The sequence below is a fragment of the Paenibacillus sp. BIHB 4019 genome (assembly GCF_002741035.1).
Lineage (GTDB): Bacteria > Bacillota > Bacilli > Paenibacillales > Paenibacillaceae > Pristimantibacillus.
Genome location: NZ_CP016808.1, coordinates 7,092,822 through 7,112,832 on the forward strand (window position 1 = coordinate 7,092,822; position 20,011 = coordinate 7,112,832).

General features: G+C 49.4%; 17 protein-coding genes. 6 read left to right on the forward strand and 11 right to left on the reverse strand.

What is annotated here, in order from left to right; genetic code table 11:
- Nucleotides 1–158: 158 nt before the first annotated feature.
- Nucleotides 159–2,084 carry a sensor histidine kinase gene (locus BBD42_RS30710; RefSeq protein WP_099521250.1) on the forward strand — a complete coding sequence of 642 codons (1,926 nt, stop codon included), beginning with the start codon at nucleotides 159–161 and terminating at the stop codon, nucleotides 2,082–2,084.
- A gap of 24 nt (nucleotides 2,085–2,108) precedes the next feature.
- Nucleotides 2,109–2,867, forward strand: a complete 759-nt coding sequence (locus BBD42_RS30715; protein ID WP_099521251.1) for a response regulator transcription factor — start codon at nucleotides 2,109–2,111, stop codon at nucleotides 2,865–2,867.
- 191 nt (nucleotides 2,868–3,058) lie between these two features.
- On the opposite strand, the gene BBD42_RS30720 is transcribed toward BBD42_RS30715, so the two are convergent.
- The 4 genes from BBD42_RS30720 to BBD42_RS30735 form a co-directional block, all read right to left on the reverse strand.
- The gene (locus tag BBD42_RS30720; RefSeq protein ID WP_099521252.1) at nucleotides 3,059–3,814 is read right to left on the reverse strand and encodes a tRNA threonylcarbamoyladenosine dehydratase; all 756 of its coding nucleotides are present in this window, start codon (nucleotides 3,812–3,814) and stop codon (nucleotides 3,059–3,061) included.
- Nucleotides 3,815–3,890: 76 nt separating this feature from the next.
- Nucleotides 3,891–5,702 (reverse strand): aspartate--tRNA ligase, encoded by a 1,812-nt coding sequence (aspS, locus tag BBD42_RS30725; protein ID WP_172455681.1) that lies wholly within the window; start codon nucleotides 5,700–5,702, stop codon nucleotides 3,891–3,893.
- 84 nt (nucleotides 5,703–5,786) lie between these two features.
- Nucleotides 5,787–7,037 (reverse strand): histidine--tRNA ligase, encoded by a 1,251-nt coding sequence (gene hisS / locus BBD42_RS30730; protein WP_099521254.1) that lies wholly within the window; start codon nucleotides 7,035–7,037, stop codon nucleotides 5,787–5,789.
- A gap of 774 nt (nucleotides 7,038–7,811) precedes the next feature.
- Entirely contained in the window at nucleotides 7,812–8,060 is a 249-nt protein-coding gene (locus BBD42_RS30735) for a hypothetical protein (protein ID WP_099521255.1), read from the reverse strand.
- Nucleotides 8,061–8,280: 220 nt separating this feature from the next.
- On the opposite strand from BBD42_RS30735, the gene BBD42_RS30740 reads away from it, so the two are divergent.
- The 4 genes from BBD42_RS30740 (at nucleotide 8,281) to BBD42_RS30755 (ending at nucleotide 10,931) form a co-directional block, all read left to right on the forward strand.
- The gene (locus BBD42_RS30740) at nucleotides 8,281–8,835 is read left to right on the forward strand and encodes a M57 family metalloprotease (RefSeq protein ID WP_099521256.1); all 555 of its coding nucleotides are present in this window, start codon (nucleotides 8,281–8,283) and stop codon (nucleotides 8,833–8,835) included.
- Nucleotides 8,836–8,854: 19 nt separating this feature from the next.
- Nucleotides 8,855–9,535, forward strand: a complete 681-nt coding sequence (locus tag BBD42_RS30745) for a hypothetical protein (RefSeq protein ID WP_099521257.1) — start codon at nucleotides 8,855–8,857, stop codon at nucleotides 9,533–9,535.
- Between the two features lie 155 nt (nucleotides 9,536–9,690).
- A complete protein-coding gene (locus BBD42_RS30750; RefSeq protein ID WP_099521258.1) occupies nucleotides 9,691–10,281 on the forward strand; it encodes a TetR/AcrR family transcriptional regulator in 591 nt (196 codons plus the stop codon).
- Nucleotides 10,278–10,931, forward strand: a complete 654-nt coding sequence (locus BBD42_RS30755) for an HXXEE domain-containing protein (protein WP_099521259.1) — start codon at nucleotides 10,278–10,280, stop codon at nucleotides 10,929–10,931. The genes BBD42_RS30750 and BBD42_RS30755 overlap by 4 nt, the downstream gene beginning before the upstream one ends.
- A gap of 66 nt (nucleotides 10,932–10,997) precedes the next feature.
- Here the strand turns inward: BBD42_RS30755 and dtd are convergent, their stop codons facing one another.
- From dtd to secD, 7 genes are all read right to left on the reverse strand, one after another.
- Nucleotides 10,998–11,444, reverse strand: coding sequence for a D-aminoacyl-tRNA deacylase (dtd, locus tag BBD42_RS30760; protein WP_099521260.1), 447 nt, complete (start codon nucleotides 11,442–11,444; stop codon nucleotides 10,998–11,000).
- A gap of 415 nt (nucleotides 11,445–11,859) precedes the next feature.
- Entirely contained in the window at nucleotides 11,860–14,040 is a 2,181-nt protein-coding gene (locus BBD42_RS30765) for a RelA/SpoT family protein (protein WP_099521892.1), read from the reverse strand.
- A gap of 239 nt (nucleotides 14,041–14,279) precedes the next feature.
- Nucleotides 14,280–14,792 carry an adenine phosphoribosyltransferase gene (locus BBD42_RS30770; protein ID WP_099521893.1) on the reverse strand — a complete coding sequence of 171 codons (513 nt, stop codon included), beginning with the start codon at nucleotides 14,790–14,792 and terminating at the stop codon, nucleotides 14,280–14,282.
- A 55-nt stretch (nucleotides 14,793–14,847) separates the two neighbouring features.
- Nucleotides 14,848–16,881 (reverse strand): single-stranded-DNA-specific exonuclease RecJ, encoded by a 2,034-nt coding sequence (gene recJ, locus BBD42_RS30775; RefSeq protein WP_099521261.1) that lies wholly within the window; start codon nucleotides 16,879–16,881, stop codon nucleotides 14,848–14,850.
- A 31-nt stretch (nucleotides 16,882–16,912) separates the two neighbouring features.
- The gene (locus BBD42_RS30780) at nucleotides 16,913–17,836 is read right to left on the reverse strand and encodes a cation diffusion facilitator family transporter (protein ID WP_237163292.1); all 924 of its coding nucleotides are present in this window, start codon (nucleotides 17,834–17,836) and stop codon (nucleotides 16,913–16,915) included.
- Between the two features lie 26 nt (nucleotides 17,837–17,862).
- The gene (secF, locus tag BBD42_RS30785) at nucleotides 17,863–18,783 is read right to left on the reverse strand and encodes a protein translocase subunit SecF (RefSeq protein ID WP_099521263.1); all 921 of its coding nucleotides are present in this window, start codon (nucleotides 18,781–18,783) and stop codon (nucleotides 17,863–17,865) included.
- Nucleotides 18,773–20,005 (reverse strand): protein translocase subunit SecD, encoded by a 1,233-nt coding sequence (gene secD / locus BBD42_RS30790; protein ID WP_099521264.1) that lies wholly within the window; start codon nucleotides 20,003–20,005, stop codon nucleotides 18,773–18,775. Before secD ends, secF begins: the two co-directional genes overlap by 11 nt.
- Nucleotides 20,006–20,011 lie beyond the last annotated feature (6 nt).

The following is a 20,011-nucleotide window of genomic DNA, read 5'->3' on the forward strand; positions in this document are numbered from 1 at the left end:
GATTTTTGATGTGCCATGGATAAAACGGGGGCGTTTTATGCACTTATTTTACCACTCGCCAAATAATTATGAAGCGCTTACAAAAAATCTTTGACAAAATGCCCGCCTAGCAGCAAAATGAAAGCAACAACGGTGCGCGTGAATGGCTGGAGGTAGTAATGCTTACTAAATTCAAAACGATTCAAGCTGTTCTGTTCTCCACCTACTCTCTTATTATTTTCATCGTGTTTACAGTACTAGTCGTATGGCTTTGCCTTTGGTCCTCTAATCTGCTCAAGCAAAACGCAACCGATTCGCTTTCCAGCATGGGCCGCTCGATGCAAGAGCATATTGATTCGGAAATTCAAAAAATGAATGATGTTTCGCTCAATGTGATGTACTCCAATTTGGTCAAAAATCATTTCAAGCGTTACACCTCGGAGCTGCCCGATCAAACACAGACGGGAGATGGCAGGGATACCGATAGGGAAAGCGATAAACAACAGTTAGGCCTTTCCGGCGGCATGGGCAGCGGATCGTTTCAGAGCGTCTCTAAAAGCCAATCGGTTGAAAATGCCAAGGCGCTGGCTGAAATTTTGACTGCGGCTATCGGCCCTTCCCGTCCGGTGGAGCAGCTGTATTTGTATGATTTTAAAAACAAAATGTATGGCAATGGCTTTGACAATGGCGAACGCACCTACGATCCAGCGACCAAGCCTTGGTTCAAAGCGGTTGTAGCGATGCAAAATGGCAAAATTATCACGCTGCCCGTACCCGATGATGAAATGTCCCGCTATATTTCATCTAGCGACATGCAATATTCAGTCTCGCTGTTCCGCCAGTTTTATGATAATTACAATGATCCAACCGGCATAGTTGAAGTGAAGCAATATTACAATCGGATTTTCAGCAGCATCCTTGCTTTTACGGGGGATAATCCTTATGGGGCGCAGGTGCTCGTATACAATGACAATGGCGATATCATTTATCCCCTGCAGGCGGATAAGCAGCACTTTGCGGCTTACGCCAGCTTGACGGCTGGCCAAAGCCTGCCGCAGACGCAGGGCAAGGGCAGCTATTTGTCCTTCGTTAATCCCAATACGGGGGCAAAGGAGCTCTTGTCGCTGCACCGCTCGGAGCTGACTGGCTGGAATACGCTCATTATCGTGTCCGAGAGCAAGCTGCTCGTCCCTGTGTTTGCTTTCGCCAAGCAGACTGTCCTCGTCGCCTTTGTCATTTTGTTGTTTGCGATCATGCTTTCCTATGCGGCATCCAAACGGATTACGTATCCGATCTTGAAAATCCACCGTTCGATCCGCGGCATGCGGCTGGAGGATCTCGGAACCGGCAGAGTAGCCGCCCAGACGCTCGGCAGCGGGCTCAATGAACTGGACCAGCTGCATGTTTCCTTCGTGCGCATGAGCTCGCGGCTGAAGGAATCGATGGACGATTTGCTGCTGTCCCAGTCGCAGGAAATGCAGGCGAAGCTCATTGCGCTGCAATCCCAGATGAACCCGCATTTCCTGTATAACACGCTCGCTACCATTCATGCGATGGCCGAAGAAAATAGGAATGAGCAAATTGTTGCAATGACTGAAAACATGTCCGACTTCCTGCGCTATTTTTCCACAGATGCAGCCATTGTGAGCTTGCAGGATGAGCTGCTGCATACAGGCAAGTTTCTGGATATTAATCAAATTCGCTTCGGCCAAAAGCTTCACTATGAAATGGAGGTGGACGAGCGCATGCGGGAGCTGCGCATCCCTAAGCTGGTCGTGCAGCCGCTTGTTGAAAATGCGCTGAAGTTCGGGACGCAGCATGGGCCGCCATGGCATATTCGCATTTCCGGCAAAATCGAAGGCGAGGATTGGCACCTGGAGGTGGCGGATAACGGCCCTGGCTTTTCGGAAGAAAGCTTGGCGCATTTATTTGCGCGCATTCGCGAAGTTGATGAGACGCATGTCGTGCCCGTGCTCAAGCTGGGCGGCATGGGGCTGCTGAACATTTATATTCGAATGAAGCTCACATATGGAGATGCAGCTGTATTTCAGATTCACAATCGCCCCGAAGGCGGGGCGGCTATTAGAATCGGCGGCAAACTATAGCTAGGCAAAGGGAGGCATTCGCTTATGGCTCAAGCAAACGTCATTAAAGTCGTTGTTGCCGAAGACGAGGATATCATCCGAGGTACGCTGGTGCGCAAGCTTGAAGGCCTGGATGAGGCTATTCAAATTGTCGGCTCCGCCCAAGATGGCAAAGAGGCGCTCGAGCTAGTGAACCGGGAGCAGCCGGATTTGCTCATTACCGACATTCGGATGCCTGTCATGGATGGCATTGAGCTCATTCAGTCTATCCACTGCTATTATCCGCGCATGCGCAAAATCATTACGAGCGGCTTCGCTGATTTTGAATACGCACGGCAAGCGATTCAGTACAATGTCATTGAATATTTGCTGAAGCCGATTGCGACCACTGAGCTTTCGCGGGTATACAATCGCGTAAAGACGCTAATTGAGGCGGAACGGACTGATTTTAAAACCCAGATGAAAAGCCTTCAGCCAAGCGGAGCGGATACGGAGGAATTGGTGCAATTGGTGCAAAGCTTTATGCGCGAGCATTACAGCGAGGATCTCAGCCTGGAGCAAATTGCCCGCAGCTTTAATTTTACGGCATCCTACTTGAGCAAAATTTTTATTAAGCATACGGAAGAGCCCCCTTCCCGCTACTTGATGTCGCTGCGCATCAACGAAGCGAAATATTTGCTTCGCAATCACTCCCATCTCTCCGTCAAGGAGGTCGGTGAGCAGGTCGGCTATAGCGACCAATTTTATTTCAGCCGCATCTTCAAGCAGGTGACGGGCTTTACACCGAAGGAGTTTCAGAAATAAGCTGGCTGATCAAGGTGAAACGGCTGTCGCTGTCCTTTGGCAGCACGGCGCGTTTCACTCCGAGAAATATAAGCCCATTTATAAGTGCAAAACTTAAAAATGCTTAGAATTCCAACCAAAAAAACCAGAGCCGATAATATGCCTAGGCATATCCGCTCTGGTTTATTTTTTGGGCTGTAAGCCGCGATTATTTATACGGTAATATCTGCCTTCGCCAGCAGATCCTGCACGACGACGCTGACCATAATCAGCCCCGCTACAGGAGGAACAAAGGCGTTGCTCGCTGGCGGCTGCTGGGCTTTGCGAATTTCCGGCGCGTTCTCGGGCACGATGCGCTGCGTCACATCTTGACGCGGCTTCTTCGGCGTCTCCGAGGAAAACACAACCTTCACGCCTTTATTAATGCCTTCCTTGCGCAGTCTCTGGCGTACAACGCGGGCAATCGGATCGGTGTGGGTTTTGGAAATATCGACAACTTCAAATTTCGTCGGGTCCATTTTGTTAGCGGCGCCCATGCTCGAAATAATCGGGATTTTGCGCTCCAGGCACTGCTTAATCAAATGGATTTTGTACGAAATCGTATCGGAAGCATCAATGACATAATCAATCGGGTATTCAAAAAATTTCTCATACGTCTCTTCCGTATAAAACATGCGGAGAGATACCGCGTCGCATTCCGGGTTAATGAGCTTAATGCGGTCGCGCATCAAGTCGGCCTTCGGCTCGCCAACGGTCGTCGTAAGCGCATGGATTTGGCGATTGACGTTCGTAATATCGACAACGTCTTTATCGACCAAAATAATACGGCCAATGCCTGTACGGGCCAGCGCTTCTGCAGCAATGCCGCCGACGCCGCCGATGCCGAGCACCGCTACCGTACTTCCTTTCATCAGCTCAAGGCCTTCCGGCCCAATTGCCAGCTCCGTGCGTGAAAATTGGTGCAGCATCTAAAATCGCCGTCCCTTCCGTTATCTATTCCAAGCATCTGCATAGGAAGGCGGGCTGTTTCGCCCGCCCGCTCCATTAAGCTTGAGGTGCTTCTGGTGCTGCTCCTGCCGGGGCAGGCTGTTTCGCAGGCTTAGGCACTGTACGGATATGAAGCTGCTCCAACTGGGACAGTTCAACTTCGGACGGCGCATTGCACAGCAGATCGGTTGCGTTCGCTGTTTTCGGGAACGCAATCGTTTCACGCAGGTTCGTGCGGCCAGCCAGCAGCATGATGAGACGGTCGAAGCCGAAAGCGATACCGCCATGTGGAGGCGTACCAAATTCAAATGCATCCAGCAGGTAGCCGAAGTTCTGTTGTGCGGTCTCCGGGGACAAACCAAGCGCATTGAACATTTTTTCTTGGACTTCACGCTTGTAAATACGCATCGAACCACCGCCTACTTCATAGCCGTTCAGAACGATATCATAAGCTTGAGCGCGGATTTTGCCTGGATCTGTATCAAACAGGTGCAGGTCATCCTCGTGCGGACGCGTGAACGGATGATGCTCGGCTACATAACGCTGTGCATCCTCATCCCAGCCAAGCAGCGGGAAGTCTACAACCCATACGAATTTAAATTTAGTGTCGTCGATCAGACCAAGCTCGCGGCCCACTTTCAGGCGCAGGTTGCCCATGACATCAACAACGACTTTTTTCTTGTCAGCCGAAAATGTGAGCAAGTCGCCATCTTCTACTTGCAAACGCTCTGTCAATGCTGCGATTTCCTCTGGTTTGAGGAACTTCACGATTGGACCGCGCCATTCGCCATCCTTCACCGTAATCCAAGCCAAGCCTTTACCGCCATAACGAGCAGCGAACGGCTGCAAATCGTCAAGCTCTTTACGGCTCCAGCCGCCACAGCCTTTGGCATTGAACGCCTTCACGACGCCGCCGGATGCTGCTACGCTTGCGAATACTTTTACTTCGCTTGTCGCCACAATATCGGTAATATCTTGAATTTCCATGCCGAAGCGCAGGTCAGGCTTATCGGAGCCATATTTGTTGATGGCATCTTCATACGTAATGCGCTGGAACGGAAGCGCAAGCTCTACGCCTACTGTCTCGCGGAACAATCTTGCAGCAAGCTGCTCCATCATGCCCAGCAATTGATCCTGCGACAGGAAGGATGTTTCAATATCGACTTGCGTAAATTCAGGCTGACGGTCTGCGCGAAGATCCTCATCGCGGAAGCAGCGAGCGATTTGATAATAGCGCTCAATGCCGCCGACCATTAGCAATTGCTTGAAAATTTGCGGCGATTGCGGCAGGGCAAAAAATTCGCCTTCATGCACGCGGCTCGGCACCAAATAATCGCGAGCGCCTTCAGGTGAGCTCTTAGTCAAAATTGGCGTTTCAACGTCAATAAAGCCTTCTCCGTCAAGGAAGTCGCGGAAAATTTTCGCTGCTTTCGAACGGAGCAGCAATGTTTTTTGCATTTCCGGACGACGCAGGTCGAGGTAACGGTATTTCAAACGCAGCGACTCGTCAACTTCGACGCCGTCTTCGATTGGGAATGGCGGTGTTTTTGCCGCATTCATAATTTCGATTTTTTCCACGCGCACTTCGATTTCGCCTGTTTCCAGGTTCGCGTTAACGGTTTCCGGATCACGCTCAACGACTGTTCCTTGGACAGCAAGCACGAACTCGTTGCGCGCACGGTCAGCAATCGCCAGCGCATCGCCGGAAAAATCAGGGTTAAATACCGTTTGCACGATACCTGTACGGTCGCGTAGATCAATAAACAATACGCCGCCTAGGTCACGGCGACGCTGTACCCAACCGTTCAAGATGACTGTTTGTCCAATATCGCTTTTTGTTAATTTTCCACAAGGATGTGTTTTCAACATAATGGTTATGCTCCTTTTAATTAAAAGATTTAGTGAACGAAGGAGCTGCGAGGAAATGAGCAGTGCTTTATTTCGTCGCAGTCTCTAAGCTTGAATCGCTGCTGCCAGCTCGCTGATAGCTACGGTGCGCTGCTCGCCGTTTTCCATATTTTTCAGCGCAATTTCGCCGCGCTCCAGCTCGTCATCGCCAAGAATGGCGGTAAACCGTGCTTTGAAGCGGTCTGCCGACTTCATCTGTGCCTTCATCTTGCGGTCCGTGTAGTCACGGTCAGCACGCAAGCCTGCTGCACGCAGCTCATGAACGATCTTCGTCGCCTCACGTTCTGCTGCCCCGCCAAGGCTGATGACGTAAACGTCGACCTGGCTCGCTTCCTTAATGCCTTCCGTCTTCTGGTGCTCAAGCAGCAAAATCGTCCGCTCCAGGCCAAGGCCAAGGCCAACGCCCGGCTGATCCGGCCCGCCAATTTCAGCAACGAGCCCATTGTAGCGGCCGCCGCCGCCAATCGTATCGATGGCACCGATGCCCTCCGCTTTATATTCAAAGGCGGTGTGCGTGTAATAATCCAGTCCGCGCACCAGCTTCGAATTGACTTCGAACGGAATATTCATAGCCGTCAAATACGCTTTAACCTTTTCAAAATGCGTTGTGCATTCTTCATCCAGACTGTCCAAAATCGACGGAGCGCCTTCAAAATGCTTCTGGTCGACTTTGCAGTCCAGCACACGCAGCGGGTTGCGGTCCATCCGCGACTGGCAATCTTTGCACAGCAGCTCGCGCTTCGGTTCAAGGAAAGCAAGCAGCCGCTCGCGGAAGGCAAGCCTTACTTCCGGCGTTCCGACGGAATTGATTTCGACGCGCACCCCTTTAAGGCCAACCTCGGTATAAAACGTATAGCCCAAAGCGATAACCTCAGCATCCAGTGCCGGATTAACCGAGCCCATCGCCTCTACGCCGAACTGGTGAAACTGGCGGTAACGCCCGGCTTGCTGGCGCTCATAGCGGAACATAGGGCCGATGTAATACAGCTTCGTCAGATCAGGCTCGCCATACAGTTTATTTTCAACGAAGGCCCGAACGACCCCGGCTGTGCCTTCTGGACGAAGCGTCACGCTGCGATTGCCGCGATCCGTGAACGTATACATCTCTTTCTCCACGACGTCCGTCGTTTCGCCTACGCCGCGCTGGAACAGCTCGGTCGCTTCGAAGATCGGCGTGCGAATTTCGCGAAAATTAAAGCGGCGGCAAATTTCGCGCGCCTTCTGCTCTACGAACTGCCAGCTGTCGATTGAGCTTGGCAGCATATCCTGCGTGCCTGGTAATTTTTGAAATGCCATGTCATTTTCCTCCTAACCTGCTGCTAAAAAACATGAGAACAAGCAAAATGGTGCAAGCCGTGCAATGACGGCAAGGTTCATTTTGCGGTGAAATATAAGCAGTGGTAAGTATGAAACTTATAACGTCTTATATTTAAAGCAAAAAACTCCCGCCCCTGAACAGCAAATATTGCTGTCAGGGACGAGAGTATAGCTCCCGTGGTACCACCCACATTCCGAGGCAGCTGCCAGAAGGCAGAAGCTCGCTTGAAGACGGTTAACGCCCGTCACCCGCAGTACGGCTACTGAAACAATCGCTTGCCTAGAGCTTAAGCCCCAGCAGGCTAACGTTCACCGTCTGTTCTCCGGAAAGTCTGTTCATCCCGCCATTATAAGAATGCTTGCAGCCTAAGGCATTCCTCTCTGCATATATGCGCATGGATTACTTTGTTCCATCATGAAATCATTATTGTGAATGGTGCTGATGCTTCATTTTACTTGGGCGTGGTCAGAAAGTCAAGATGCGATTCAGCTCTAATCCGCCCGATTGGATAGGAACAGCGGCAAGACCGCCAGAAGGCAGAAAAAAACCTGCAATCACATTGCAGGTCCAAAAGTAAATTATATTTTAAAAAAGGGGGTCGAGGTCTATTATAGGCTTGCGATGTTAAAATAGCGTTATCGTTTGATTACAGTAACATTACAGTTTAGAAAGCGTTTTATTTCCGGCTATTTCGACCTTGCTCCCGCTTTTCCGCCAGCATATGCGAACCTCTGCTTCTATGCTGCTCTTTATTACGCATCCTTTAAGTCGCTTCGCTTGCCAGCAGCAGACGGAAATCCTGCCCATTCCTCTGCCGCCTCCATGTCTTCCTCCAGCTGTGACAGCCTGATCGCTTCATGCCGATCGGCATGGAGCAGCTTGCGGCTAATCCGCTCCAGCCCTTGTTCCTTGCGGGATTGATGCATGCATTCATTCGCCTCCGGTCCAAAATAAACAGGCCTCCGGCCGCGGCCAATCGCTGCCGAATGCGCTAAGCGCACCCATTCTCTCCCCTATTGTATCCAGAAGGCAACCGCCCTAACCTTCATCTTGACGCTATTGCTTGCTCTCCAATCGAGCGAAAATAAGCATTATATCTTTCCTTTCTTATTTTTTTGAAAATACATCCATAAATTGAAACATATCCTGTTTTTCGATCGTCATTATGCTACGAGCTTGAGTGGTTTGCAGCAAAAAATCAAAAAAAGGGAGAAATTGAATATGCGAAAAAAATCGTTATTAACCGCCATGCCCTTCATACTACTGGCTCTTCTTTTTACGTCAACTGCATTCGCTTATACTTTTACCGGGCACAAATGGCCCAAATCCGCCAATAATTCTTACAACGTTTATGTGAAATACGCAACTGCAAATACAGCTTATAAAGCTGCGTTTGATTCAGCAGCTGCTGATTGGAATAGTGCCCAAAGCAAAATTAAATTTAATCTTTCGGCGCTCAATACTTCAACCTTAAGCAAGGTTGGCACCCAAAATGTCGATGATCCATCGATGTATGGCGTATGCATTACGTATGTGAGTCCGGGTACAACTTCAACTAGTTACTTTACCGCCGATATCAATATAGGAAATCCGGCTGTAGCCAATCAATCCAATACGAGAAGAAGCGCTGCGGGACATGAATTAGGCCATGCGCTCGGTCTCGGTCATACTCCTCTCCTTGTAAAGGCTATTATGAACTCAAGCAGAGATCGCGAGACCATCTACACACCTCAAACCGATGATAAAAACGGCCTAAATGCGCTGTACCCACTATAAAATTAAGGGAGGGTTTAAAATGACCGTAAAATTCAATTTCAGGATGCTCCTGATTGCAGGGTTATGCTTAGCACTTGTGGCTGGGGTGCTGCTATTTACAGCGAAGGAGAAGTATTCGCCCGGCACGTTTCATGTAAACTATTCTCCCGATTATGCCGTAAGCGGGGATGTTGCAGGGTTAGTTCATAATTCCGATTATGTGGTATTCGGCCACTACGAGAAGTTTATAGAAAATTGGGACATGGGGGAAAACCATCTTAGCGAAGTCTATTCGTTTGCGGTGGACGAATCTTTGCTGGGCGATGCCAAAGGCAAGATTAATGTCTCCATTCCGCATACCGTCTTGTTAAAACATACGTTATACGATGTGGACTATGAAGCCGCACTCAATTTGCCCAACTACAGCAAGCCTGATTTTGAAAAAACCTATGTGCTGTTTTTGAAAAAAGCACAGACAAAAGATGTATTCGGCCCGTCTTCCGTACCTTTTCAAGTAGAAGTGGATTCTGCTGGCAACGTTGCATTGAAAGTCAATACAGAAAACAAAGAACTAGCTTTAAAGACTAAACAAAGTGGCACAATCCATTTTCAGACTGAGCAGATCGAACTAGCCCGTATCGATAAAATAACCGGTTTAACGAAGGAAGGATTATTTGCAGAAATCAAAGCACAAGTCGCCGCTAAGGCGGGAAGCAAGTAGAGGCCGGTGTTGCATAAAAGCCCTTCACTTACTCGTTTTTTGCGAGTGTGCGGGGCTTATTTTAGTTGACATGTAGATTAACTATAGCGTAATCTAAACACAGATTAAATCATCGTTTTAAACAATGTTTGAATTTTGATTTTAAGGAGGAGACCATGACAAAAGAAAAAATTTTCGAAATCGCTATAGCACTTATCAAGTCGGAGGGCATCAAAGGAATTACTACGCGCAAAATAGCCGACCTAGCGGGCACCAATGTCGCGTCTGTCAATTATCATTTTGGTTCAAAGGATAAATTAATCAACGAAGTATTAAAAAGGCATCTTGCGTCATTTCATGTTACTTTCAATCTGTTGGATGATACGGAGGTTCCTCCGCTTGAACGACTAAAAAAATTTTTGCTGGCGTATTCGTCATTATTGCTGGCACACCCAGAACTAGCTAAAAGCCTCCTTTCCCAAGAGCAGCTATTTGAATCACACAATCAATTTATGGAGTTCATGAAAAGCCAGGGTATTGAGAAGCTAATCCGTACTGTAAGCGAGATCGTTGGACTAACCGACCAGGAGAGAATTATGCCCATCATAATTCAGATGTTTGCGGCAATTTTCTTCCCAACCGTTATAAAAAGCAATGCCAATCCAACGTTAACCGCAGCTATGATAAAGACAGAGCAGTCCATCGAGCAGCAAGTTGATTTATTTTTGGAGTTTTACTTTTACAAATTTAGAGGCAAGGAATCATGAATTTTTTCAGAAGACATTGGTATAACGTCGGGTTAGTTGTTGCGCTTGCTTCGATCGTTTATTTGATTTTTGCTTGGAATGGCATGGGAATTTTGCAAAAGGTAATATTCATGAATTTTATCGTTATTTTACTCCATCAATTTGAGGAATATGGTTGGCCTGGCGGTGAACCCGCGATTCTGAACCTGGTATTAAAATCCAGCCCAACGCCAAGCTATTATCCTCTAAATCAAAATACGGCAATGGTTACAAATGTTCTGGTTAGCTACGTGTTCTATTTGCTGCCCCTCTTTTTTCCTGAGACGATTTGGCTTGGTTTGCCACCGATTTTATTTGGTTTAGCGCAGTTTGTTGTCCATGGAATCGTGATTCCTAAGAAGCTAGGTCAATTTTACAATCCTGGACTGGCTGCAGTTGTGTTGGGGCATATTCCTTTGGCTTTATATTATCTCTATCATATCCACTCAACTGGTGTCGTTACAGCAAGGGACTGGCTTTTTGCAATTCTTTACTTGGCCCTGTTCATAGTAGTCATCATGAGCAAAATGACCTTTACATGGCTAGCTGACAAAGCATCTCCTTACCCTTTCGATGATGAGGAACTGAAAAAATTCAATGTTGAAGAAAAGCTTGCCCGTCTTATAAAATAAGCCAGCAATGGCCATTTTTTATATGTACGCCATACCAAGTGAGATTCGGCTGGCGGTTCTATGGATCTATTCCTTGCTGTCCAAAATCAAGGTAACAGGACCCCAATTGACGAGCGACACGTCCATCATAGCGCCAAAACGCCCCGTCTCCACTTGCAGACCGTGCTGCTGGCGAAGATAGGCATTAAACTGCTCGTAGAGCGGCTCCGCATGGTCTGGGCGGGCAGCAGCCATAAAGTTCGGTCTCCGGCCTTTGCGGCTGTCTCCATACAGAGTAAACTGGGATACCGACAAAATCGCGCCACTCTTATCGACGATGGATAAATTCATTTTTCCGGCCTCATCCTCAAAAATGCGCAGGCCCGCGATTTTATCGGCCATCCATTTGATGTCGGCTTCCGTATCTTCATGGGTAATCCCAACGAGCAGCACATATCCAAAGTTGATTGCTCCTGTTACTTCTCCTTCGACGGTCACGCTCGCCTGCTTGCTTCTCTGAATAACAACCTTCATGCTTTCCATCCTCTCTCTAAAAAAGAAGAAGGCGGCAAAATACGCCGCCATCTCTATGCTAATGCTTCCGACTATGCTATTGCTTCCCACTTAGTTTAAGAAGCGAGCGTATTAAATGTTTTCCCGTTGAACTGCCCGATTAAGATTTAATCAGGGCAGGGGGCTCATGACTTTGTATCTTTAGCTTGTTGCCTACTGGCAACTAGCTAAACTTGCTTTTAAAACCTTTTCGGGGAAAAGGAGGGGGAGAGTGAAGTGAAAGGTTTGGGATAGAGGAGCGCAGCGTTCGCTTTTGCTCCTGAATTTCTACCGTGCAACGGTAAATTCGATGAAATTCAGGAGCAATGGCGACCGAAACCCAAACCTTTCACGCAGCGTCCCCCCACCCTTCCCCACCAAGGCTTTTACAGCAAAATCAGTTATTCATAATCCTTTGGACGGAATAAATATCCTGTACCCGTTTAATCTTCTCCACCACAGAAGAGAGATGCTCAACGTTCTTAATCAGCACGGTCATATGAATCATGACCATTTTATTTTTCACGGAACGGCCGGTCACTGCAGAAATATTCGTTTTGCTGCCGGATACGACCTGTAGCACTTCATTGAGCAGACCATTGCGGTCATGGCCGGTAATTTCAATATCGACGCTGTAATTGGCCTCGACCGATTCCTCCCATTCCACCTCAATGACGCGATCAGCTTCTTCTCCGTCCATGCCGAACGGAATGTTCTGGCAATCCATCCGATGCACCGACACGCCACGGCCGCGTGTAATGTAGCCAATGATGGCATCGCCTGGCACCGGATTGCAGCAGCGGGCGAAGCGAACGAGCAAATTATCGATGCCTCGCACGGTAACGCCATGGTTTTGGCGATTTTTGCGGCTGCCGCTTGATTTCACATCTTTATCTGTACCGATTTCAATCAGATTGTTTTTCTCGGCTTCCTTGCGCAGCTTCTCCGTTAGACGGGTACAAATCTGCGCAGCGGTCACGCCGCCAAAGTTAACGCCGGACAGCATGTCCTCCACGTCGTTAAAGGAGAACTTCGACGCAACCTCCTGCAGCTTGTCCTCGGTCAGCCAAGCCGAAGGCTCCAGACCAAGACGCTTTAGCTCGCGCTCAACGGCCTCGCGGCCCTTCGCCACATTCTCCTCGCGCTGCTCCTTTTTGAACCACTGCCTGATTTTGCTGCGGGCATGCGAGGATTGTGCAATTTTCACCCAATCCTGGCTCGGTCCATATGAATGCTTAGAGGTGAGAATTTCAATAATATCACCGGTTTTGAGCTTATGGTCAAGCGGCACAATACGGCCGTTCACCTTGGCGCCAATCGTGCGATTGCCAACCTCCGTGTGAATGCGGTAAGCAAAATCCAGCGGCACAGAGCCGGCTGGCAGCTCAATAACTTCACCGCTCGGCGTAAATACAAAGACGAGATCCGAGAAGAAATCCATTTTGAGCGATTCCATAAACTCGGATGCATCGCGTGCGTCATTTTGCAGCTCCAATATTTCGCGGAACCAAGACATTTTATCTTCAAAATTGCGGTTTGGAACGACCGTGCCTTCCTTGTACGCCCAATGCGCCGCAATCCCGTATTCTGATGTACGATGCATATCCCATGTCCGAATTTGCACTTCGGTCGGCTCGCCATTGGGCCCTACAACCGTCGTATGCAGCGACTGGTACATATTCGCCTTCGGCATCGCGATATAATCCTTGAACCGTCCCGGCATCGGCTTCCACAGCGTGTGGATAATGCCGAGCGTCGCATAACAATCCTTAATGTTCTCAACGATAATCCGAATCGCCATCAAATCATAAATTTCATTAAACTGCTTGTTGCGGTCGGTCATCTTTTTGTAAATGCTGTACAAATGCTTCGGGCGCCCGGAAATATCGCCTTCAATGCCCATCTCGCCAAGCTTCTCTTCAATGCGGTCAATGACATCGGCAATAAACTGCTCGCGCTCCGCCCTTTTTTTCTTCATCAAGTTGGCGATGCGATAATATTGCTGCGGATTCAAATACCGAAGCGCAATATCCTCCATCTCCCACTTAATCGCGGAAATACCGAGCCGATGCGCAATGGGGCAAAAAATTTCCAGCGTCTCATACGCGATGCGCCGCTGCGCCTCCTCCGACTGGAATTTCAGCGTCCGCATATTATGCAGGCGATCGGCGAGCTTAATCAAAATAACGCGAATATCCTGCGCCATCGCCACAAACATTTTTCGATAATTTTCGTTTTGCTGTTCTTCCTTGGAACGAAAACGGATTTTCTCCAGCTTCGTCAGTCCATCAACCAGCATTGCGCAGGTTTCGCCGAATTTCGCCCGTACCGTCTCCAAATCGACTGTCGTATCTTCAACCACATCATGCAGCAAAGCTGTAATAATGGACAGCACATCCATCTGCATATCCACCAATATATCTGCTACAGCAATCGGATGTAAAATGTAAGGTTCGCCAGATTTCCGCACTTGTCCATGATGAGCCTGATCTGCAAAATGATAGGCTTCCCTTATGCGTAATAAGTCCTGTTCCTTCATATAGGCCGATGCCTTTTCAATTAACTGCTCTATGCCCATGAACATCCCTTTCCGAAATGAGCCCTGCTTAGGCTCCCCTTCGCGCATTTTCCGAGTTTTCTAATATTATGCCTGTAAGCATAGCATGACGTCAACTATGCTGTCGATTGAAGTGTCGATTTAAGTCATGGAAATATTCATATTGTATCCGGTAAAATGGGACTTTATAGGGCAAAAGCCAACCAGCAGCTGGTTGGCTTAAACGTTCAAACGATTTTATTGCATCCTTCAAAAAATGGCTAGTAAGTAATGAGAGAAACGACGTCCATTTCGCCAAGCTTCTCGCGGCCTGTCAAATAAGACAATTCGATAAGAAAGGCCGAACCAACAATTTCCCCGCCAAGCTGGCGAATCAAATTAATGGAAGTTGCAATCGTGCCGCCTGTTGCAAGCAGATCATCGGCAATCAGTACGCGCTGCCCCGGCTGAATGGAGTCCTTGTGCATAGCGAGCACATCTTTGCCATACTCCAGGTCATAGCTTGCTTCAATCGTTTCGCCTGGCAGCTTGCCGCTTTTGCGAATAGGCGCAAAGCCTACGCCGAGTGCAAGGGCAAGCGGAGCGCCAATAACGAAGCCGCGCGCTTCTGGTCCTGCAACGACATCGATTTTCAAATGCTCAACCGCTTTGCGCATTTCTTCAATGGCAGCTCGGTATGCCGGGCCATCCTTCAGCAACGTAGTAATGTCCTTGAAACGAATGCCTGGCTGTGGGAAATCGGGAATGACCCGAATGTAATCTTTAAAATTAATTTGTGACTCGCTCATCAATTATTCGTCCCTTCTGTCTGTCGCCATTCTGGTGTTGTCAAACCAATATTGTAGCTGCAACCAATGGAGATTGCAATTGTTCTGCTTTACTTTTTGCCTCCTGATAGGCAGTCGCAGTACTTAACTCCCGCTTCTCCGGCGCTTCTGCCACGATCGCCAAACCATCCTCGATGCGGATAAACGAAAGCTCGGTAAATACGCGCAGCATAACCTCGGTCATTTCCTGCGGCCAGCCGCTCATCTCCGCCAGGCGCTTCGCAAGCCCTTCAAGCGGCGCCTGCTTCATTCTACGCAGCAGTTGATACACTTGACCGAAATGCTCGCGCTCAGGGAACTTTGCATACGCGCCGCCGCTGAACAGGTCATGAATATGCAGCTGCGGCTTGCGCTGGCCGTTCCATTCGTTGATGGACAGCTCGCCTACCAAGTCGACAGGGCTGCTCGCCAGCAGCCGTTCGGCAATAGCTCCCATGCTGAAGCCTACCGCTTCCAGTACAGCTTGGCCGCTTTTCACGGTCAGCTTAAGATGCTTCGCTTCCTTGCCCATCGTTCGCTTGTCTGCAAGAGCTGCTCCCTGAAAGAGCAGGCGCGGCGACGGATTTCCCGCCCCGAACGGCTCCAGCTGCGCTAGCTCGTTGATCGTTTGCAAATTAGCTTCTTCAACCTTGCACTGCAGATCAATGCCCGTTTTTGGAATCCAATCCTGCTCGCTGAGCCATTCCAAAGCAAGCTCGCCAAGCTTACGTTCAAACTCAGCCAGCTGGTCACGATGCAGGCTCATGCCTGCCGCCGCCTGGTGGCCGCCGTAATGGTCCAACAGCTCATCGCAGGCGGTAAGTGCTGCATGCAGGTCGTAGCCGTCAATGGAGCGCGCAGAGCCCTTGCACATGCCGCTCTCCCCATCTATACCGAGAATAATTACAGGCTTGTAATGGCGCTCCAGCAGTTTGGAAGCCACAATGCCGATAACGCCAACATTCCAGCCTTCTCCCGCCAGTACAATGACCGCCGGCTCCGCCTCGCCCGCATCAGCAGCCTGCGTCCTCTTCTGCGCCCACTGCTCCTCCGCTTCCTTAACGATGCCTTCCACGATGCGCTGCCGCTCGCGGTTGAGCATATCGAGCGAAGTTGCTGCCAATATAGCCTCGTCATAGTTGTCGCTTATGAGCAGCTCTACAGCGCGCCGTGCGTGATCGAGCCTGCCAGCCGCATTAATGCGCGGTGCCATGCCGAATGCGACGGTTGTGGAAGTAACTGAGGGCAGCTCGATGCCCGTCGACTCAGCCAGCGCTAGAAATCCGGTATTCGTCGTCTGGCGAAGCCGTTCCAGCCCGCTTTTGACTAAAATCCGATTTTCGCCAGTTAAAGGCATTAAATCCGCAATCGTTCCGAGACAGACAATGTCTGTCAGCTCCATAGGCGGGCGTTCCAGCAGCGCTTGCGCCAGCTTGAATGCGACACCAACGCCTGCCAGCCCTTCAAATGGATAAGTGCAATCATGGCGCTTCGGATTAACTACGGCGCAGGCATCCGGAATACGTGCTGGCGGTTCGTGATGGTCGGTGACAACGACATCAAGCCCAAGCTCCTTGGCGTAGGCAATTTCATCGTAGGCGCTAATGCCGGTATCAACCGTTACGATTAAGCGGATACCCTCGGCGGCCGCCTTTTCCAGTGCAGCCTTGTTTAATCCATAACCTTCTAGAGCCCGATGAGGAATATAATAATCAAAATGAAGGCCAAGCTCGCGAAACACATGTACGAGCAGCGAGGTGCTGGATACGCCGTCGGCATCATAATCGCCATAAATACGTATCTTTTCGCCAGCTGAGGCCGCCTCCCGAATACGGGCGACAGCCTCCCTCATATCTTTCAGCAAATACGGGTCATGCAAATGCTCAGAGCCGCCTCTTAAAAACTGCTCCGCCTGTGCAATCTCCTTGTAGCCGCGCTGCACCAAAAGCTTGGCGGCAAGCGGCGACAGGCTAAGAGCTGTCGAAAGCTCTTTCGCCGCCGCGTCTGCCTGCTCGTCCCAAGGCGCTAGATTCCAACGTGTTTTTGCTTGAATCACGCCGACTTCAACTCCTTTCTGCCGTGCTGCGCTATTGAAGCAGCGTAGGCATATGTTCCTGATTCGGATCGTGATTGGATTTATAAGGATAACCTGGGTCATAAGGCTCGACATGAATCGTTGCGTCCGTTAGGTGGGTAAAGCGTGTCAACAGCAGCCGTTTCACCCTTTTCGCCACTTCATGCCCTTCAAGCACAGTCACGCGCGGATTAACGCTAATAACCGCCTCCGCAACGACGTAGTGGCCCCGCTCGCGAGCGTGCAGCGACTGTACGGTAACGACGCCTTCCACTCGTTGAACGAGCTGCATGAGCTCCTCGGTATTTTCGCTGTATACTTCTGCAGCAGCTTCCTCTCTATGAGGGGAAGGCACAATAATGCGATAGCCGCCGTTCATGACGATAACCGAAATGACGATAGCAGCTGCCGAATCAAAATAATAAAGCACCGGAAGCGAAATCAGCTTGCCCAGCCACGCGGCTCCTGCACCAATGAACACGGCAAGTGTCGCATACAAGCTGCTGCCATGCTCCCTCTGTTTCCAGACGAGCTCCTTCACGAGCAGGCAGCCAGCCAGAACGACAAGCGCACTCCAATGGGGCGGCTTGCTAATGCCCTCCGCAATGTCCCGAACAGCCGAAATGCCAATTTCCAAGCCAATAAGGAGCAAGGCTGCCGCTAAAACGACATTCATGACGGTTTCTGTCTTCCGTGTTTCCTTGTGCTTTATGGCAGCAGCGCTGCCGTAAGGGGCTTCGCTGCCACTTTCATTACGCTGCGAAACGACCTTTTCCGCAAAAATAGCCGCCGCTTCAGCTGCCGATCGGCAACCGTCCGCAAGCAATGCTTTGCTGCCGGACAGCCAGCCTGCTGCCCCTTTCAACAACGCCAACGCCGCATTACCCCAAATTCCTGACCAGCTGGCCGGCTCTGCTTTTGTATATCGTTGGTTCATTGTCATGACTGCCTCCTTCTACGCTGTTAGACCGCAGTCTTGGCAGGCTGCTTTGCTTTAGGCTTTTGTTTGCTTTTAAGAAGAAGCCAGAGCGGGCTCGCAATACAGATCGACGAGTATGCGCCGCTTGTCAGACCGATAATTTTCGCCAAGGCGAACAGCTTGATCGACTCGCTTCCGAAAAGGAATAAACAAACCGCGATAACGAGAACGGCCAGAACCGTATAAATGTTACGCGCCATCGTTTGCCAAAGGCTCTGATTGACCATTTCTGCGAGCTGATCATGCGTTTTCAGCTTGCCAAAACGAAGATTTTCACGAATTCGGTCGAAAATAACGATTTTATCATTAATCGAATAACCGATTGTCGTCAATACTGCGGCAATAAACGGCAGATCGACTTCCAGACGGAAAATGGAAAACACAGCGACAACGACAAAAGCGTCATACAAAATCGCAATGTTCGCTGCTAGCGCAAAGCGCCATTCGAAACGGATCATCACATAAATCATAATCGCGATACTCGCAATGATAACCGCATAAATCGTCTTGAAGCCAAGCTCGCGCGCCATATCCGGGGATACAACGCTGACCTCTGCCGATACTTGATCGCCAAATTTGGCTTTAAACGCATTTTGAATTTCTGTTACTTTCGCTTGCTCCAATACTTCGTCAAAACGGGCAGAAACGCGATCGCCGTTCGTGCCGCCAACCGTCGGCGTGACGTTCGTAATGCCGGCTGTGGCCAAAACTTCCTTCGCATCCGCCTGGGTAAGAGCTTTGCCGACTACGATATCCATATTCGTACCTGCTTTAAAATCGACGCCATAGTTCAGGTTGAAGAGGAAAAGCGAAATAATCCCTATAACGGTTAAAATAATGGAAGCCATGAAAAACTTTTTGCTATGCTTAATAAAATCAAAATGCACCGTTGTTTTAAAGTTCACGGATGTCCGCCTCCTTCACGCCGAAATAGCTAGGTTTAGTAAATAGGTTGCTGCGAATCAGCAAATGAATCAGCAGGCGGGAGAAGAAGATGTTTGTAACGATACTGACCAGAATACTCAAAATCATCGTCAGTGCAAAACCTCTGATTGCACCGTTTCCGATGTAATAAAGCACGCCGCAGGAAATCATGTTTGTAATGTTCGCATCCATAATCGTACGGAACGAGTTTTTGGAACCGGCTTTAAGCGAGGAAAGCAGGCTTTTGCCGCTGCGGATTTCCTCTTTAATCCGTTCGTACATAATGATATTCGCATCAACCGCCATCCCGATACCAAGTACAAATGCGGCAATGCCCGGCAGCGTCAACGTAACATTCAGCATCTCGAATACGAGAACCAGCAACCAAGTAAATGTAATGACCGTAATACCTGCTACAACGCCCGGAATACGGAACAAAATAATCAGGAACACCAAAATAATCGCCGAGCCAATAATGCCAGCGCGAACGGTGTCTTCTAGCGACTGCTGTCCAAGTTTTGCGCCCACGCTTTGCGTGTATTTCTCGGTCAGCTTAAGCGGAAGTGCGCCCAAATTAATCGTGTCTTTCAAGTTATTTGCTTCATCAAGCGTGAAGTTGCCGCTAATTTGCGCGCTTCCGCCGCTGATGGGCTGGTTGACGTTCGGATTCGACAGCATTTCATCGTCGAGATAAATCGCAAGCGTCTTGCCAGTCAGTCTTCTTGTCACATCCTCAAATTTCTTCGCATCCTTCAGCTTAATCGAAACGACCGGATTATTCAGCGAATCATATTCGACCGTAGCTGCATTTTGCACAAAATCATCACCTTGAAGCTCAACCGTGCCATCTGGCGCTTTAAACGTCAAATTAACCGGCTTCTTGATGATGTCCCTTACTTCATCCTCATTCGTAACGCCCGCAAGCTTGACGCGAATGCGGTTTGTTCCTTCAGTCGTAATCTCCGGCTCGGAAATGCCGATCTTGTCGGCACGAGCCTCAAGGCTTTTCGCCGTATCCTTCAGCAAAGTAGGCGTTACTTTATCGCCGGCCGTAAGCGGTTCTGCCTCATAAAGCACCTCGAATCCGCCCTTCAAATCAAGGCCTAGCCGAATGCCGTTTACAAGCGATGGGCTCGTCCAAGCGATCACGCCAAACATGATGACAACGATCCCAAGGAAGGCAAATAATCTTTTCCCGTTCATATTTCC

Excerpts from the sequence above, each read along its gene's own strand:
- BBD42_RS30745 (WP_099521257.1), top strand. The coding sequence starts at position 8,855 with ATGACCGTAAAATTCAATTTCAGGATGCTCCTGATTGCAGGGTTATGC.
- dtd (WP_099521260.1), bottom strand. The coding sequence starts at position 11,444 with ATGAAGGTTGTTATTCAGAGAAGCAAGCAGGCGAGCGTGACCGTCGAA.
- BBD42_RS30740 (WP_099521256.1), top strand. The coding sequence starts at position 8,281 with ATGCGAAAAAAATCGTTATTAACCGCCATGCCCTTCATACTACTGGCT.
- BBD42_RS30720 (WP_099521252.1), bottom strand. The coding sequence starts at position 3,814 with ATGCTGCACCAATTTTCACGCACGGAGCTGGCAATTGGGCCGGAAGGC.
- BBD42_RS30755 (WP_099521259.1), top strand. The coding sequence starts at position 10,278 with ATGAATTTTTTCAGAAGACATTGGTATAACGTCGGGTTAGTTGTTGCG.
- BBD42_RS30780 (WP_237163292.1), bottom strand. The coding sequence starts at position 17,836 with ATGAACCAACGATATACAAAAGCAGAGCCGGCCAGCTGGTCAGGAATT.
- secD (WP_099521264.1), bottom strand. The coding sequence starts at position 20,005 with ATGAACGGGAAAAGATTATTTGCCTTCCTTGGGATCGTTGTCATCATG.
- BBD42_RS30750 (WP_099521258.1), top strand. The coding sequence starts at position 9,691 with ATGACAAAAGAAAAAATTTTCGAAATCGCTATAGCACTTATCAAGTCG.
- BBD42_RS30710 (WP_099521250.1), top strand. The coding sequence starts at position 159 with ATGCTTACTAAATTCAAAACGATTCAAGCTGTTCTGTTCTCCACCTAC.
- hisS (WP_099521254.1), bottom strand. The coding sequence starts at position 7,037 with ATGGCATTTCAAAAATTACCAGGCACGCAGGATATGCTGCCAAGCTCA.
- BBD42_RS30715 (WP_099521251.1), top strand. The coding sequence starts at position 2,109 with ATGGCTCAAGCAAACGTCATTAAAGTCGTTGTTGCCGAAGACGAGGAT.
- aspS (WP_172455681.1), bottom strand. The coding sequence starts at position 5,702 with ATGTTGAAAACACATCCTTGTGGAAAATTAACAAAAAGCGATATTGGA.
- BBD42_RS30765 (WP_099521892.1), bottom strand. The coding sequence starts at position 14,040 with ATGGGCATAGAGCAGTTAATTGAAAAGGCATCGGCCTATATGAAGGAA.